The sequence below is a fragment of the Pseudomaricurvus alcaniphilus genome, assembly GCF_011440395.1.
Taxonomy (GTDB): domain Bacteria; phylum Pseudomonadota; class Gammaproteobacteria; order Pseudomonadales; family Cellvibrionaceae; genus Pseudomaricurvus; species Pseudomaricurvus alcaniphilus.
Genome location: NZ_JAAOIX010000014.1, coordinates 24,434 through 38,004, shown reverse-complemented (window position 1 = coordinate 38,004; position 13,571 = coordinate 24,434). Strand labels below are relative to the sequence as shown.

Genomic DNA, 13,571 nt, shown 5'->3' with positions numbered 1-13,571 from the left:
ACCTGTTGCACTTTTCACCTGCAGTGCCCAGCGCTGAGGCTATGGGCTTTATGTTTATGGTTTCAGCCATCCTAGCGCGCCCCGCGGGACTCGGGAATTGTACTTTAGGACGAGATTGAGGAGTGAGTAGCGGCCATTACGTTCCTGTAAATCGCGGCTCCTGCGCATCCATGCGCCCGCCGCTTACATTACTTCCCTGTAAATAAAAAGCCCCGCACCGGAGTGCGGGGTAAAAGCACCTCAAACAGAGGAAAGTAATAGCTGGCCCCGGTGGACCCGGGGCTCGCAGCGGATTTCTAGAAGAAGCCGAGCGGATTGACGTCATAGCTGACCAGCAGGTTCTTGGTTTGCTGGTAGTGATCCAGCGCCAGCTTGTGGGTTTCGCGGCCGATACCGGATTTCTTGTAACCGCCAAAGGCGGCGTGGGCCGGATAGGCGTGGTAGCAGTTGGTCCAGATACGACCGGCCTGGATTCCGCGACCCATGCGATAGGAGCGGTTCATATCGCGGCTCCAGACGCCGGCACCCAGACCAAACTCGGTGCTATTGGCGATGGCCAGTGCTTCGGCTTCGTCCTTGAAGGTAGTCACGCCAACCACGGGGCCAAAAATCTCCTCCTGGAATACGCGCATATCGTTTGTGCCCTTGAGCAGGGTCGGCTCGATGTAGAAGCCGCGACTGAAGCCTTCGACACTGGCCGGGCCACCACCGATAAGGACTTCGGCACCCTCTTCCCGGCCGATTTCCAGGTAGCTGAGAATCTTGTCGTACTGCTGGGAGGACGCCTGGGCACCGACCTGGGTTTCAGTATCCAGCGGGTTGCCGCGCTTGATGGTCTGGGTACGCGCCACTACCAGGGAGATAAACTCGTCGTAGATACTCTCCTGGATCAAGGCCCGGGACGGACAGGTACACACTTCACCCTGGTTGAAAAACGCCAGTACCGTACCCTCGACACACTTGCTGAGGAACTCATCCTCGTGCTGCATGATGTCTTCGAAAAAGATATTGGGGGATTTGCCACCCAGCTCCACAGTGGAGGGAATAAGATTATCCGCCGCCAGCTTGAGGATGTGGGAGCCCACCGGAGTGGAGCCGGTAAAGGCGATTTTGGCAATGCGGGTGCTGCTGGCCAGGGCCTCGCCGGCCTCCTTGCCATAACCATTGACCACATTGAGTACACCCGGGGGCAGCAGGTCGTGGATCAACTCCACCAGTACCAGAATGGACGCCGGGGTTTGCTCGGCCGGCTTCAGCACGGTGCAGTTACCTGCCGCCAACGCTGGCGCCAGCTTCCAGGCCGCCATCAACAGCGGGAAATTCCACGGAATAATCTGGCCCACCACGCCCAGTGGTTCGTGGAAGTGGTAGGACACGGTATTGGCGTCGATCTCGCCAATGGTGCCATCCTGGGCGCGGATACAGCCGGCGAAATAGCGAAAGTGATCGGCCGCCAGCGGAATATCTGCCGCCAGAGTCTCCCGTACCGCTTTGCCGTTGTCCCAGGTTTCCGCTACGGCCAGCGTCTCCAGGTTGGCCTCGATGCGGTCGGCTATTTTCAACAGGATATTGGAGCGCTCGGTGACCGAGGTGGAGCCCCAGGCCGCCCTGGCGCGGTGGGCTGCGTCCAGTGCCAGATCGATATCGGCAGCCGTGGAGCGGGGAATTTCACAAAAGACTTCATTGTTGACTGGCGACACATTGTCGAAATACTGTCCGGCAACCGGTGCAACCCACTCGCCGCCAATAAAGTTTTCGTAACGTGATTTAAACGATACAACCGAGCCTGGTTGTCCTGGTGATGCGTAGATCATAATTTTCGACTCCATTTGTTTGTTTGGTGATGCTTTGGTTGTGCAAAAATCAATTGTTGAACCAATTGTTGCTTTTATTACCTGCAAAAGGCCTTCTGCGGAATGCGTTCTGGCGCGCAGTCTCGCTCACAGCGAAGGCATTTTTTGTTAACCCGGCCAGCCGCAACTGGCCGAGCGTTACCCCGTAAAAACTGTTTATTTACCCGACTTTTAACTGCCATGAGTAAATTAAAAATTGACGATCACACCCAGTGCCAGGGTGTCGGTTTCTTCGCTCGCGCTGCCGATGGAAATTTCATTGGTGTTGAACTCTCCCACCAGGGTCAGGCTGCTGTTAAGCGCGTAGAACCAGGCCGCCTGTGCGGTTTCCCCCTGCCACTGTGCCGTGGTATCCACTTCGGTTTCACCGTAGGAGAGCACAAAGCGGGATTTACCCGCGCTGTAGGAGCCCTGTACCAGGTAGCCGTCGCTGTCCACTTCTTCACCGGCTTCCGAAATCAAGCCGGTAAGGCCGAGGCCGGAATCCGCCCCTGGCCCCAACAACAGGCCCAGGCCCTGGCCAGTAAAGCCGGATGCGTGTAACGCCAGGCCGCCCACCTTGACCTTGGCGCCGTAGGAAAAGCCGGTGGATTCAATATCGCCATCCACGTCACTTTCGGTGGTCTGGGTCAGGAAACCGGCAAAGCCCGTGAACGAGCCGCCATCAAAGCTGGTGTTAAAGGTCAATTCGCCCTCAAAGCGCGGCAGACTCTCTTCGCTGCTGCGACCTGCACCGCGATCGGTCGGTGCGGTATTGCCCGGGTCAACGATGCCCAGCGCCAGCTTGAAGCCGCCCATTTCCGGTGAGCGATAGGTAATCTGGGCGTGGGGAAACGGATAGAAATAGCCGCTGCCGATATGGCCGAAGGAAACCCCCTGGCCATCGATCAGTCCCAGGGTATCGTTGACCGAACCGTAGCCGAGCAGCATTTCATCGAGAAAAATATTGGAGCGACTGAACAGGGTAAAATCCTTACCCACCAGTACTTGCCCCCACTCGCCGTCAATGGTGGCGTAAAACTGGCGCACATCGATACCGGTGGAGGTGATCGCGGTATTGCTGTCATTGATAGAAACCCAGAATGACGACCGACCGCCCAGCTTCAGGTCGCCCATTTGTTTGGAAAAATTGAAACCCACTACATTGGGCAGCAAGCCCATCTTTACCCGCGATTGATTGCGTTCGGTGCCAGCGATTTCATTGTCAGAATCACTTTGCACATAGAAGGTATTAAAGGAGCCATCAACAGAAAAGGTGGTGTCTTCCTTATCGTAAACAGTAATGGCAGCGCTGGCGGGAATGCTGATGGCCAGCGCCACTGCCGCGGCGGATGTGGCCGCAATCGCAGCGACTCCAGCCCTGTTTTTTACGGAAGTGTTTGCGCAAGTACTTGTGTAAGTAGTTGCAGTGTTTCTGGATCTGGTATTTTTATACATAGTGACCTCTTGCATTTTTGGCAGATTGACGTGGTTTATTGTTTGAGTTGTGCTTAATAAAGTACCTGCCGTCCGTTAATAATTTTTTGAAGTTGGACAATGCAGATAATACTCGCCTGCCACTTGAAACATAGCCTCCCAACTAGGGGTTTACGTGGTCCTTTGGCAGAACTGAAAATCCGCCGAAAGACCTCCTCCTAAAGTAGGAAACAACTGCAACGCTTTGCATATTGTCACGGGCTGCCACCGCTTTACACTGCGCTATTGACCTTAAAAATAACTCCAACACCTTGCCGCGGGAGCATCTGGCCATGCAGTTCGCCCGACCGGAAAATCCAGATACGTTTTGGCGGCGCAGCGTCTACCGGAATGCGCAACTACCCCACCTGGCCCCAAAGCCACAACCCGGATTACTGGTGGCGTTGCTGCTGGCGTTACTGCTGGCGTTAGTACTGTTCAGTGCCTGGTGCCGCGGCGACGAGCAAGCGTTCGACCTGCAGGATGACATCCAGGCCATATTCCCCAGCGCCACCGTCATCGGTGCCAAGCAGCAAGCCACGCCGGTGTGGCCGGTGTACCAACTCAACGAATTGATTGGCTACGCCTTCGAAAGCAATGATTTTGTCGACCTGCCAGGATTTTCCGGTGACCGGGTCAACCTGTTGATTGGCATCGATACGGAGGGGCGTTTCAGGGGATTGAAAATTCTGCGGCATCACGAACCCATCTTTCTGCACGGCCTGGGTCCAAAGCCGCTGCTGGAGTTTATTGAGCAATACAACGGTCACCGCGTCAGCGACCGCATTATTGTCGGCTCCAGAAGTGGTGGTGCAAAAAGCGGCGCCGCGCAAAACGGGGGTTCAGCGGCCAGCAGCGCGCCACAAACCGCCTATTTCGATGGTGTCACCAAAGCCACGGTATCGGTCATCGTCATTAACGACACCATCCTCTCCTCGGCCTTGCAGGTGGCGCGCAAGCTGCTGGCTGAATTTTCCCAGGCCGCGGCGGCGACCATAAATACCGAACTGTTCGAGCCACTGACGGTCGACGAGCTGCTCGCCAAAGGCTATCTGCGCCGCTGGCACCTGCCGGCGCCAGACATCGCGGCCAGCCTCGGCAGTGGCCTCGACAGCTATCTGCAAACTGATGCCCAGGCGAATTACGCAACCGCCCCGGTCGAACAGGGCATAACCCTGTATTACGCCTACCTCAATGTGCCGAGCATCGGCAGGAATATGTTGGGCGACGCTGAATACGCCCGTGTCATTGCCCAGCTGGGGCCCAACGAGCACGCCATCGCCATAAAGTCAGAGGGCTTCTACTCCTACCTGGAACCATGGTTCCGGCCCGGCACCGTGCCCGAGCGCGTCGGCCTGGTACAACACGGCTTGCCCATGACCCTGCGGGACCTGAACTTTTACGACGATGAGGAGCGCAAGCCCCGGCTTAGCGCAACAGATGAAGATGCGGACGCCAACAACCTGCAGATTTTCAAGATCAACAGTCAATCCGGCTTTGATCCGGCTTCCGCCATGCAACTGACCCTGCGCGTCAGCTTGCAGAAAAACCACCTGGTGGCGGATGAGCATGTGTTTAGCGACGACTACCAGTTGCCAGAGACGCTGTTTCATATCAGCGCCCCGACGGTGGTAGCCGATGACTTTACCAGCTCACTTTGGTGGCGCTTGTGGCGCGAACGCGCGCTGGAAACAGGTGTATTGCTGCTGGGATTGCTGATGTTGAGCGTCGCCTTTAGCCGCCAGCAGGCACTCTCTTCCCGGTCGCGCTGGCTGCACCGCTTCCGCTGGGCGTATCTAACCTTTACTTTGTTATTTATCGGCTTTTACGCCCAGGGCCAGCTCTCGGTGGTGAATATCTACACCCTGCTGCTGGAGTTGATCGACGGCTTTAGCCTCGATGTTTTCCTGCTCGACCCGATTATCTTTATTCTCTGGATTTTCACTGTGATCAGCCTGCTATTGTGGGGGCGCGGGCTCTACTGTGGCTGGTTGTGCCCGTTTGGCGCGCTGCAGGAATTTGCCTCGCTGCTGGCCAAAAAACTGGGCTTCAGGCAGATCAGCATCAAACCCAAATACCACCGGCCCATGCTGCTGATCAAGTACCTCATCCTCGTGGGCCTGGTGGCAACCTCTCTCTTTTCCCTGACCCTGGCCGAGCAACTGGCGGAAGTGGAGCCCTTCAAAACCTCGATTACCCTGCTGTTTGTACGCTCGGCACCCTTTGTGATCTACGCCCTGCTGCTGCTGGGCGTGGGCATGTTTATCCATAAATTCTACTGCCGCTACCTGTGCCCGCTGGGCGCCGGCCTCGCCATCCTCGGCAAATTGCGAATGTTCGAGTGGCTGGATAGGCGCCGGGAGTGCGGCCAGCCCTGCCAGCTGTGTCGCCATCGCTGTGAAATTAACGCCATCAAACGGGATGGCAGCATCGACTACGACGAGTGTGTGCAATGCCTGGAGTGCGTGGTGATCATCCAGGATCCGCGACAATGCGCGCCGGCCAGGCTGGAAGATAAAAACCGGAACAAGCTCCTCGCCACCAGCCTTCCGGACTAATCCACAAAGCAAATACTTCTGCCGCCACAATGAATCGCCGCGCAGCGTATTGATCAACATCCCGCGCAGAGCCAGATCCACCGGAATTTCGGAATAGACACCGATTTTTCGGCCGATCCGCCAGTTTTGTCTATGTAAACCGGCCCCCCCTGCTGCCAGCGACTTTGTTTGCTGGACCAACCCTGCCCTCTAACACTTTGATTTAAATAAGAAAAAATAGAAAAAGAACATTCAGTCAGGAGGACCCCGGAGGTTGGCACACATTCTGCGATAACAATGCTTACAACCCGCCGGAATCGTTTGCCGGTGCTTGCCCAACGGCAATGAACCTGAGGTGACCTATGAGCATTGAACTATCCCAATCGACACAAGCTGGCAGACAACCCTGGAATCCGCAGTTCAAAAAAGCTGTGCGCCGGCAGGAGCAATCACCCTCCGCAGCCCCAAAAGTGGCGACGGTAAAAACCGGCAAACTGTGGTGGTGCCGCAACCTTATCCAACCCCTGACCAGAGTGTGAGCCCAGCGGGTTAACAATGCCCAGTAATTTGATCTGCCCTGTGCGGTCAGCGACCGCTTCTGGTATTCATACCGTTATTCATTCGGTCGATTCATTCACTCAGTAACCTGCGGTTGCAGATAGCGATCGAGATAATTCAGTATGGCTGCATAGGCCACTCGCTGGCTCTCTTTATGACGCAGGCTGTGGCCCTCGTCTTCAAACTCCAGGTATTCAACCGGAGTACCCTGATTGCGAATGGCCGCTACCATGGCACTGGTCTCCGAACGCAATACTCGCGGGTCATTGGTGCCTTGCAGTAACATCACCGGCTTGACAATCTGGTCGGCGTAAAACAAGGGCGAGATACTTCTCAGGTAGGCACTGTCGCGCTCCGGATGTCCTATCTCCGCATACAGCGCTTCGCGAATAGGCTGCCACCAGGGCGGCATGGATTGCAGGGTTTGAATCCAGTTGGAGAAGCCAAAAATATTTACTCCCAGAGAAAATTCCTCAGGTCGAAAACTCAACGCCGCCATTGCCAGGTAGCCACCGTAGCTGGTACCTATGATGCCTATACGCCGGGGATCGATATAGCCGGTATCCACAAGCATGCTTTTGCTGGCAACACAATCGTCGAGGTCGGCCCGGCCGTGGCCGCGGTCATCGGCCATAAAAAACTGGCGCCCATAACCGGAACTGCCACGATTATTAATGGCGTAAACAGCGTAACCGTGGTTGACCAGGTACTGAATCAGCGGATGATAAATCGCTCGCGACTGGCCGCCCGGGCCACCGTGAACCCATACCATGGCCGGCACCTTGTTGCTTGCAGTTGCCCACCGAGGCTTGTACAGCAGGCCCGGGATTTCCAGGCCGTCCGGTGCCCGAAAACGCACCAGCTCCGCTTCCACTAACTGGTTTTCATCGATGGCGGGATTCAGAGACTGGGTAAGCTGTGTCAGGTCTCCGCTGACGAAATCGAAACTGTAAAGATTTTGTGGCGAACGACTGCTGTGGCGATAGAACGCCATATAACGCTCGTCGGCAGAAAAGCTCACTGAATCCAGATTTAACCCCGACAGTGGGGCGATGGACACAGGGTGCAAATTCTCCGCGCGCAGAACCTCAACCCGAGTATGGGCGTCGCGGTTGACACCGATAACCAGGTAGCTGCCACGGGGGGAAGGCCGGGTAAAAGTAACATCCCAGTTGGTGCGATAGATTACCTCTTCCCTGTCCCCGGCCAGTCGCTTGCGTACCAGATAGGAGAACTCACTGTCGCGGTTGGTGGTGTAATAGATATGTGCGCCGTCGTGACTAAACGCCTGGAAATGATTTTCGGAGGCGGCGCTGGCCGCTGTCACACTGCGCATCTGGCTCAGGTTAAGGTCATAAACCAGCAGCTCGATATCGTGGCGGGCGCGAATTCTGGCAAAGGCGATATAGCGTTTGTCAGGCGAGATTTGCAACAGCTCCAGGCTCTCGGTGTCGGAGTAGATTAAACGCCGCGAATAGTCTTCGAGCAGCACTTCAAAGATGTCGTAGTGGCGCGGGTCGCGCTCATTAGTCGCCATAAACAGACTGCTGCCGTCCGCGGCCCAACCCAGAAATCGCACCTGGTGTCCCTTGCCTGGAGTGAGATCCACCTGTGTACCATCCAGCTCCTGTACATAGAGATGATCCAGTTCATTGCCACCCTGGTCGGCCAAAAACAGAAATCGCTCATCGGCGGGAAAATAGCTCACCACCTTGATCGAATTATCGCTGGAGCTGGTCAGTGCAATGTGGTTACCGGTTTCGCGGTCGATGGCCACCGCATTATCGATACCATTCTGGTCACTACTGACCAGAATTTTGCTGCCATCCGGGGAGAAGGAGTTCTCGCTGAAACTGGTGTTTTCGAGAAATTGCTGGATCGAGTACTGGCGCAGCAATTCCGGCGACGGGGCACTAGTGGCTGTCGGGAAATTACTATTTTGGCAGCCTGCCAGTAACAGCAGCCACAATGCCAGCAGCATTCGATTGCCAAACTCGCACCGCGATGAGACGACGTTGGGCCGACCTGTAAAAAGACGCAGAGCAAAATCAGGCATTTCGCTGGCGTACCTTCAGATCATATTGCAGCGGCTTGTCGAGCGAGGTTTTCACCTGCACTTCGCCCCGCTGCACCATCGATTCGAGACTGGTACTGATGCGCTCGTAGGCATCTGCACCGCTTAATTCACGGGCACCGTACAGCGCCACCCAGGCATTGCGACCGTTCTGTTTAGCCAGGTAGGCGGCCTGGTCAGCGACCGATACCACCTGCTCCCAGGAGAGCTGGACCGAATCGCTTGGCGCAAACGGCATCATGGCGACGCCAATGGAGCCGGATAAGCGAGCGACCTGCCCGGTGCCAACCTGGTACTGGTGTTCGGCTAAACCCTGGCGCAGCCGTTCGGCCTGTTTTTCGGCACCGCGGCGACTGGCCTGGCGACCGACGATCAGGAACTCATCGCCGCCCCAGCGCACTATGGTGTCGCTACCCCGACAACATTTCAGCAGTATATCGCGCACTTGCTGCAGTGCCCGGTCGCCGGCGTGGTGACCGAAGTTATCATTGATGGGTTTGAAGCCATCCAGATCGATCATAATCAGGGCGAGACCTGGAGCGAGATCCGTCGCCAACGGTTGCTCGCGGTTTTCATGGTCGCTACTAATGCCGCGCTCCAGCGCTGCAAGTTCGGTAGTGATGTGGTGATTGAGATAGCGGCGATTGTAGAGGCCGGTCAACGGGTCCGTAATGCTGGCCTGCTCCAGCTCCCGGGTTAATTTCTCCAGGTTGCGGTTTTGTGTCGCCAATTCCTCGGTGCGGTTCAACACCTGTTTCTCCAGCTCAATGCGCTGGTATTCCGCCCGCCGCAATCGATTGATCTGGTTGCGCACCGTCAGGCCCAACAGCGCCATTGCCAGCAGCGCATAACTCAGGTAGGCCATGTCGCTTTTCCAGGGTGGCGGTTGCACGGTTATGCCGATAGCCGCAACGTCGCTGCTCCAGATGCCTTCATTGTTGGAAGCCTTGACCTTGAATACGTAATCGCCAGCCGGCAGGTTGGTATAAGTGGTGCGACGAAAACGACCGGGGTTGAGCCACTGCTTGTCAAACCCTTCGAGCAAGTAGCGATACTGGTTTTTGTCCGATGAAGAGAAATCAAGCGCGGTAAACTCGAAGCTGACGGCGTAGTCGCGGTAATCGAGATTCAGCACTGGCACCGCGGCCGTCTCGCTGTGACCATACGCCACCGGGTCCATGCGCGAAATGGCAGTCACTGCCACCTGCGGCTGGTGGTAATTGGTGCGAATCTTCAGGGGGTCAAAAATGACCAAACCACTGCTGCCGCCAAACACCAGCGAACCGCTCGCGGTGCCGGTTCTCGCACCGTAATTGAATTCGTTACTGCGCAGCCCGTTTTCAGTATCAAAATGGCGCACCTCTTCAGTCTCGGGGTTAAACCGGGTCAGACCGCGGTTACCACTCAACCACAACATCCCGGATCGATCCTCAAGTACACCGTAAATGGCATTGCTCACCAAGCCCTCGGCTTTGCCATAATGGCGAAATACCGGATTGCCAGCCTTGCGATCGCCGGGGTGCCAACGGTTGAGGCCGCCGTCACGGGTCGCCACCCACAGCGATCCGTCCTGTCCCTCCAAGACTTCCCAGGCAGTATCACTGCTGAGGCTGTCGGCACTTTTCGACTGGTGTTGATAGCGGGTAAATTTGTAGGTGCGCGGATCAAATTCGTTGAGGCCGCCATCCTCGGTGGCTATCCACAGTGTTCCCGTGCGACTGCGGACGATCGACAACACCCGGTCGCTGCTGATACTGGTATTATCGTTCGGATCGTGGCGCCAGGCCTGGAACTGCCCGCTGGCAATATCCAGCCGATTCAGCCCCCCACCGTAGGTGCCCACCCAGAGGCTGGCGTCGTCCTGGGCGTAGATCGAAGTGACGCCCAAAGCGCTGAGGGAACCGGGCTTTTTCGGATCATGCTCATAGCGGGTGAAATGGCCCGTGTTCACATCGAGGCGATTCAATCCCCCCGCCCGCGTGCCCACCCAGACCACCTCGTTGGACGCGGCAAACACACTCATTACCCGATTATCGGACAGAGACTTGGGATCGGCCGGATCGTGTCGATAGCTGTGACTTTCGCCACTCAGCGGATTCAACCTATTGAGACCACCGCCATAGGTTCCAACCCAGAGGTTGGCGTCGCTGGCTTCCCTGACACTGGTGACCAGGTTGTTACCGAGGTCATTGACGATATGCAGAAAATCATCGCTCAGGTAATTCCAGCGACTGACGCCACCAAATGTACCTATCCACAGTACATCGCCGCGATCCTGGTAGATACTCATAATGCGATTGTTCACCAGCGATCCGCCTACCGCCGGGTCATGGCGGTAGGCGACAAAACCCTGGATCGCCGGGCGCCATTCATTCAGACCGTGATCAGTGCCCACCCAAATGGTGCCATCGGCATCCTGGAAAACACTGCGCACCTCGTTATGACTGAGGCTGTGTGGGTCGGACGGACTATTTTGCAGAGCGCGAATGGAACCGTCGGCCAGGTCCAGCAACTTGACTCCGGCATCGTAAGTGCCGATCCACAGTCGCCCCTGGGCGTCTTCGTAGATCGTCCGCACCCGCTCGCGCCCCAAGTCCGGAGCGTCCTCCCGCGAACTTGCATAGGGCACAAACCTTTCCGTGAGGCGGTCAAATTCAACCAGCCCGGCACCGTCGGTTCCCACCCAGAGGCGGCCATCGCGGCTTTCGCGAACGGAAAACACCTTGTTTTTTCCCGAGCTGGCTTGCGACTCGAGCTCATAACTGTAGTTTTTGAAACGGCCGGTTTGCGGATCGAGACGACTGAGCCCGCCGCCGTCCGTACCTATCCAGAGAACGCCGCTGCGATCCTCATAAATTGCCCGCACCCGGTCATTAGCCAAACTGGTGGGGTTATCGGGGTTGTGGCGATAGTGAATAAAACTGTCCGAATCGGGCAGATAACGAGACAGGCCGCCGCCATCGGATCCCACCCACAGCCGACCGGAACGGTCTACCAGCAGGGTCCAAACCCAATCGTTAGACAGGCTGCCAGCGTCGACCGTATCGTGGTGATAGGATTTGAAATCGTAACCGTCGTAGCGATCCAGCCCCTCCTGGGTGCCGAACCACATAAATCCTTGCTGGTCCTGAACCACCGCATTGACGGCAGCCTGGGACAAACCGTCACCCGTCGCCAGGGAGAAAAACTGCACGTTTCTCGGCAGCGACGCCCGCGCTGACTCCGGGCTCGCCGCCCAGCAACTCAACGCCATAACTTGCCAGACAAGCGCCAGCAACCAAAGCAACAGCTGCTGCCGTTTTGGCCACCCGTGAGCAGTTTGCACGCCAGAGCCCGGCATGACTATGGCCTGCCCTTCTGGCTGCAAGTGGTATGTCGAATCAGGGTCAATCCGCCAGCCCTCTCTGCTCGTGGCGATTGTCAATCAATATCTTAAATTCAGTTTAGATGCTAATTGGCCAAACGGGTAATTTTCGCTGCTGTAATTGTTCCGGCAGGTCAGCTTCAGTGTGGGGCCGTGAATAGCCGAAACCCTGGGCCCGCTGGCAACCGCTGTTCTGCAGGAAGCGATACTGCTGCTCGTACTCGACCCCCTCTGCCACGACCTCCAGCCCAAGTTCCGTCGCCATGGCGATAATCGCTTGCACCAGCCGCCCGGCAGCCGGGTCGTCACCCACCCGGGCGAGGAAAGCGCGATCGATCTTGACGCAACTCCAATGCATCCGCGTCAGGTAAGCGAGGGCGGAAAAGCCGGTACCAAAATCATCAATGGCGATGCGGACCCCTTTAGCCGCCAGTTCACTGAACGCCGTCTCAATCAACGGCAAATACTGCAACACCTGGCCCTCGGTAATTTCCAGTTCCAGGTCGGAGTAGCGAATGCCGGCGCTCTCGACGGCAGCACACACCATGGCCACAAAATCGTCTTCGAGCAATTGCAGCGGCGACACGTTCACCGCCATACGCAATTGGCCATGCCCCTGCTGTTGCAGCACCTTGAGCTGGCGGCAAGCCTGGCGCATCACCCAGCTGCCGATGGGTACAATCAGTCCGTGTTTTTCCGCCAGGGGGATAAACTTGTCGGGGCCGATATGCTCACCGGCAGCGGTACGCAGGCGCACCAAAGCCTCGACGCCCATAATTTGCTGGGTAGCAACATCAAATTGCGGCTGGTAATGCAATTCAAACCGCTCCGCCGCGAGGGCGTCTTGCAACTCGGTGAGCATCCACAGCTGCGACTGTAACTGGCCGAGCAATTCCGGTGAGAAAAAATGGTAGTTGCGGTTATTGCCGCCGCGATTTTCATAGAGAGAGATACGCGCATATTGCAGCAACGAATCGGCTTCCGAGGCATCTTTCGGAAAGCGCGCAATACCCAGGCTGGCGTGGATATGGGAGCGCAAGCCCTGCACTTCATAGGCACCGGAAGCGGCCCCCAACAATCGCTGGGCCGCCAGGCACAGGTCCTCGGCGCTGCTGTCACCCACGACGATCAGTAAAAACTCATCTTCGCTGACCTGCTCCAGCAAATCCCACTGCCGCATGCTGGCACGCAACTGGGTCGCCACCAGGCCCATAAGCTCGCTGCCAGCACGCTGGCCAAAAGCTTCGGCAATCAGCCTCAGCTCAGTGACCCGCAAGACACACAGGGCGCCGGGGGTTTGTTGATTATGCAGTTGCTCCAGCACCTGGCGCGCCTGGTAGGACATCGCCTGACCGCTATTGTGCACTTTAAGCCAGTCGCAGGGCTGGCTCGGCTGCAGAGTGCTATTGGCCGCCCGCAGGGATTGGCAATTTTTCCACTGCATAAGCCCATGCCCGGCCCGCGCTGTATTGATGGCGCCGGTCCAGGACAGCTCAAGCTCCGCAGATAAAGTGTTAACGTTTAAAGCTGACATACTATTGCCCCCGTGGAATTCGCTTGCATGATTAATCCTTCTCTATCCTCTGAAGTGCAACCCCTGTGCCAATCGCTCACCAGGCGACTTTTCGATTCAGCAAAAAGCGTATAACTTCAGCTAATTCATAAACTTAAAGACGCTACTGAAACGTTTCCCGAAGACCAGGTCAACTCTTGAGTCTTTGCCACACACT

6 protein-coding genes are annotated in these 13,571 nt (G+C 56.7%); 1 reads left to right on the top strand and 5 read right to left on the bottom strand.

Translation table 11 applies throughout. The features are described from left to right. Positions 1 to 296: 296 nt before the first annotated feature. The gene (exaC, locus tag G8764_RS20850) at positions 297 to 1,814 is read right to left on the bottom strand and encodes an acetaldehyde dehydrogenase ExaC (RefSeq protein WP_166167819.1); all 1,518 of its coding nucleotides are present in this window, start codon (positions 1,812 to 1,814) and stop codon (positions 297 to 299) included. Between the two features lie 228 nt (positions 1,815 to 2,042). Further along, a complete protein-coding gene (locus G8764_RS20845; RefSeq protein ID WP_207952017.1) occupies positions 2,043 to 3,173 on the bottom strand; it encodes a porin in 1,131 nt (376 codons plus the stop codon). A gap of 428 nt (positions 3,174 to 3,601) precedes the next feature. On the opposite strand from G8764_RS20845, the gene G8764_RS20840 reads away from it, so the two are divergent. After that, complete coding sequence (locus tag G8764_RS20840; RefSeq protein WP_166167813.1) at positions 3,602 to 5,866, top strand: NosR/NirI family protein; 2,265 nt, start codon at positions 3,602 to 3,604, stop codon at positions 5,864 to 5,866. Between the two features lie 613 nt (positions 5,867 to 6,479). Here G8764_RS20840 and G8764_RS20835 read toward each other — a convergent pair. From G8764_RS20835 to G8764_RS20825, 3 genes are all read right to left on the bottom strand, one after another. Continuing rightward, a complete protein-coding gene (locus G8764_RS20835; protein ID WP_166167810.1) occupies positions 6,480 to 8,384 on the bottom strand; it encodes a S9 family peptidase in 1,905 nt (634 codons plus the stop codon). Between the two features lie 67 nt (positions 8,385 to 8,451). Next, positions 8,452 to 11,730 (bottom strand): two-component regulator propeller domain-containing protein, encoded by a 3,279-nt coding sequence (locus G8764_RS20830; protein WP_166167807.1) that lies wholly within the window; start codon positions 11,728 to 11,730, stop codon positions 8,452 to 8,454. 190 nt (positions 11,731 to 11,920) lie between these two features. Further along, the gene (locus tag G8764_RS20825; RefSeq protein WP_166167804.1) at positions 11,921 to 13,375 is read right to left on the bottom strand and encodes a putative bifunctional diguanylate cyclase/phosphodiesterase; all 1,455 of its coding nucleotides are present in this window, start codon (positions 13,373 to 13,375) and stop codon (positions 11,921 to 11,923) included. Between the last annotated feature and the right edge of the window lie 196 nt (positions 13,376 to 13,571).

Excerpts from the sequence above, each read along its gene's own strand:
- exaC (WP_166167819.1), bottom strand. The coding sequence starts at position 1,814 with ATGATCTACGCATCACCAGGACAACCAGGCTCGGTTGTATCGTTTAAA.
- G8764_RS20840 (WP_166167813.1), top strand. The coding sequence starts at position 3,602 with ATGCAGTTCGCCCGACCGGAAAATCCAGATACGTTTTGGCGGCGCAGC.
- G8764_RS20835 (WP_166167810.1), bottom strand. The coding sequence starts at position 8,384 with ATGCTGCTGGCATTGTGGCTGCTGTTACTGGCAGGCTGCCAAAATAGT.
- G8764_RS20830 (WP_166167807.1), bottom strand. The coding sequence starts at position 11,730 with ATGGCGTTGAGTTGCTGGGCGGCGAGCCCGGAGTCAGCGCGGGCGTCG.
- G8764_RS20825 (WP_166167804.1), bottom strand. The coding sequence starts at position 13,375 with ATGTCAGCTTTAAACGTTAACACTTTATCTGCGGAGCTTGAGCTGTCC.